Below are 3260 nucleotides of genomic sequence, written 5' to 3' on the forward strand. Positions count from 1 at the left end.
ACCAGCAGCAGGATTGGCCCGAGGTAGATTGGCAGGAAAGACCAGAGCTGTTCCGCCGCTTGCCCCACTGCGCCGAAGAACGTCCAACTGGTGCAATAGACCGCCAGCGACAGGCTGTACACCCACGCACGCACGCGCGGCGGCAACGGCGTGCTGCGACGGTCACCATAAAAGGCGATGGCGAACATGATGGCCATATAGGCCAGGGCGACGGCGGCGATCAGCCCGCTGGACAGCGACATGAGAACTCCAGACAAAAGACAACCGGGACTCCCGCCCGGTCAGACAGTCTCGCACGACCGCCCCGGTTAGTCAGTGTCGACCAAGGTCGTGGCGTGGCGGGGTGTCGCAGGCGTTGTGTCAGTGTGATCTTCGGTGCTTTTTCGGGCCCCTTCGCGAGCAMGCCCGCTCCCAGATTCGATCGCGTTCATCCTGGTGGAACGCGATCGAATCTGGGAGCGGGCKTGCTCGCGAAGGCGGTCTCACTGATTCAACGCAATCCCGATCAACCGATGCAGCTCCTCAACCTCAAGTGGCGCCTCGGAAAACAGGATTCGAAACACGATAGGGGCCGCCACCAGGTTGATCAGCCGGTCGACACTGGGTGTGGGTTCATTCGGGTAGCGATCCAGAATCATCTGTAACTGCCCGCCAATGATCGTTGCGCAATAGCTTGGCTTGAGGCTCGACTGCACGTCGCGCAGCATGTTGCGGCCGGGTTCGGAGCTCATTTCGTCCAGGTACTGTTCCGCCCACGCTTTCACGTCGCCCGAGAGGCTGCCGGTATTGGTCGACTCGGTTTCCGGTTGCATGCGGGCGAGGGCGACGTCCGCCAGCAACGCCGACAAATCCCCCCAGCGCCGATAGATGGTCGACGGCGTAACTCCCGCGCGCGCGGCGATTTGCGGCACGGTCACGCTGGTGCGGTCCTGCTCTTCGAGCAATTCGCGCACAGCCTTGTGAATAGATTCCTGCACCCGGGCGCTGCGGCCGCCGGGACGTAAAGTGGGGCCTGTCATTAGCTGTTTCCTGTTCGCGCCGAGACTTGCCGTTAAGGCAACAGGCTCGGCTCTAAAAGCCATGCATCGGACCTTAACACAAAGAATTTGCTTTAAGCGCCACCCGGTAGCACACTCCGCAAAAGCAAAAAATTAGCTTTTGCGGGGTGTGCCGATGTCCAGTTCTCGTTCAAATCGTGAAAGCCTGTGGTTTCTGGCGATTACTTTACTCAGTTTTCTGGCGGCTTCCACGGCGCCGACTCCGTTGTACCGCCTGTATCAGGAACAGCTGCACTTCTCGGCCGCGACCCTGACCCTGATTTTCGGCGTCTACGCCTTCAGCTTGCTGGCTGCGCTGCTGACAGTGGGTTCGCTGTCGGATTACCTTGGGCGCAAACCGGTTATTTTCACCGCTGTGGTGCTCAATAGTCTGGCGATGTTGCTGTTTATTTACGCTGACAGCGTTGCCTGGCTGATTAGCGCTCGTGTTCTGCAAGGGTTTGCCACCGGCATGGCGACTGCCGTGCTCAGTGCCACGCTACTGGACACTGACCGCCAGCATGGGCCGTTGATCAACAGCATTGCACCGTTGCTCGGCATGGCCCTGGGTGGGCTGGGTTGCGGTTTGCTGGCCGAATTTGCACCTGCGCCGTTGCACCTGACCTATTGGCTGCTGCTCATTCTGTTTGCATTGCAGGCGCTATATATCTGGCGTTTGCCGGAAAGTGTCTCGCGACAGCCTGGAGCTTGGGCGTCGTTGCGGCCGACCCTGCATGTGCCGGCTCAGGCGCGCCCCACCTTGTGGCGGGTGTTGCCGCTCAACACCGCCACGTGGGCGCTCGGCGGTTTTTATGCGTCCCTGGCGCCGTCTTTGGTGCGCACGGCCACCGGTTCCACCTCGAACCTGATTGCCGGCTCGACTGTCGCCGCGCTGACGGTGACGGGGGCGTTGATGATTTTCACCCTGCGCAATCGTCCTGTCGCTTTGGCGCTGCAGTTGGGGGCGAGTCTGCTGCCGACGGGGATCGTTCTGGTCTTACTGGGCGTGCACAGCGCCAGCCTGCCGTTGTTTTTCCTCGGCACGCTCATCGCCGGCAGTGGTTTCGGCGCCGGCTTCCTCGGTACCGTGCGCAGTTTGGTGCCGTTGGCTCTATCCCATGAACGCGCGGGTCTGATGTCGGCGTTTTATGTACTCAGTTACTTGGCGTTCTGTTTGCCGTCGTTGTTGGCTGGGAACCTGACGCGAACCTTTGGCCTGGTCGCGACCACCGACGGTTATGGCACAGTGTTGATCGTGCTCTCCGTTGGCGCTTGGCTGGCCTTGATGCGTCAACGTGCGTTGAAAGCCTGTAGCGCCTAGGTGCGTTGATCGCTAGCCTTAGCCTCGCCATTCATTTCGACGGACCGCCTCCATGAAGATCATCCGCAGCAAATCCTTCACCGCTGATCGCGCTTGGGGCGCGCTGGACATTGCCAACATGAACGGCATCACCACCCGCTTGCACTGGACGGACCAGCCATATAAATGGCACGTCAACGATGGCCAGGAAGTGTTCGTGGTGCTGGATGGGCAAGTGCAGATGCGGTATCGCGAAGCGGGCATTGAGAAGGAGGCGTTGCTGGAGGTTGGCGACATCTTTTATGCGTCCGTTGGCACCGAGCATGTGGCCCATCCGCAGGGGGCGTCGCGGGTATTGGTGATCGAATCGGAAGGCAGCGTGTGATGCTATATCTGCAAAACAGATAACTTATAGAGATATTACCCGTTATATAGATATTCGATCTGCTGCTAGCATGKGCTCTACCTCACCAGAGGACCAGGAGTTCGCCATGACATGCACCCACAGCGTCAAAACCGGTATCAAACCGTTCAGCCATTTGCAGCACCCGCGTGAAGTCATCCGCCAATTCACGCCCAACTGGTTCGCCGCGACCATGGGCACCGGAGTGCTGGCTTTGGCGCTGGCGCAATTGCCCCTCGCCATACCCGGCTTGCGTGTGTTCGCCGAAGGGTTGTGGCTGTTCAATATTTTCCTGTTCGTGTTATTCACCGCCCTGTACGCCGCGCGCTGGGTGCTGTTCTTCGACGAAGCCCGGCGAATCTTCGGCCATTCGACGGTGTCGATGTTTTTCGGCACCATTCCCATGGGCCTCGCGACCATCATTAACGGTTTTCTGGTGTTTGGCCTGCCACGCTGGGGTGACGGTGTGGTTCATGTCGCCGAAATGCTCTGGTGGCTGGATGTGGTGATGTCGCTGGCG

The 3260-nt window shown here is 59.7% G+C and carries 5 protein-coding genes; 3 read left to right on the forward strand and 2 right to left on the reverse strand.

The features are described from left to right. Positions 1 to 242: hypothetical protein (locus AC1DRJ_RS22295; RefSeq protein WP_477804045.1), on the reverse strand; the 242-nt coding region annotated here is incomplete at its 3' end. A gap of 240 nt (positions 243 to 482) precedes the next feature. Continuing rightward, complete coding sequence (locus AC1DRJ_RS22300; RefSeq protein WP_477804046.1) at positions 483 to 1019, reverse strand: TetR/AcrR family transcriptional regulator; 537 nt, start codon at positions 1017 to 1019, stop codon at positions 483 to 485. Between the two features lie 154 nt (positions 1020 to 1173). Here AC1DRJ_RS22300 and AC1DRJ_RS22305 point away from each other — a divergent pair, with 154 nt between their 5' ends. The 3 genes from AC1DRJ_RS22305 to AC1DRJ_RS22315 form a co-directional block, all read left to right on the forward strand. Beyond that, complete coding sequence (locus AC1DRJ_RS22305) at positions 1174 to 2358, forward strand: MFS transporter (protein ID WP_477804047.1); 1185 nt, start codon at positions 1174 to 1176, stop codon at positions 2356 to 2358. A gap of 52 nt (positions 2359 to 2410) precedes the next feature. Further along, positions 2411 to 2722 carry a cupin domain-containing protein gene (locus AC1DRJ_RS22310; protein ID WP_477804048.1) on the forward strand — a complete coding sequence of 104 codons (312 nt, stop codon included), beginning with the start codon at positions 2411 to 2413 and terminating at the stop codon, positions 2720 to 2722. Positions 2723 to 2828: 106 nt separating this feature from the next. Next, positions 2829 to 3260: SLAC1 family transporter (locus tag AC1DRJ_RS22315; RefSeq protein ID WP_477804049.1), on the forward strand; the 432-nt coding region annotated here is incomplete at its 3' end.

Source organism: Pseudomonas sp. P5_B2, assembly GCF_056400445.1.

Excerpts from the sequence above, each read along its gene's own strand:
- AC1DRJ_RS22310 (WP_477804048.1), top strand. The coding sequence starts at position 2,411 with ATGAAGATCATCCGCAGCAAATCCTTCACCGCTGATCGCGCTTGGGGC.
- AC1DRJ_RS22300 (WP_477804046.1), bottom strand. The coding sequence starts at position 1,019 with ATGACAGGCCCCACTTTACGTCCCGGCGGCCGCAGCGCCCGGGTGCAG.
- AC1DRJ_RS22305 (WP_477804047.1), top strand. The coding sequence starts at position 1,174 with ATGTCCAGTTCTCGTTCAAATCGTGAAAGCCTGTGGTTTCTGGCGATT.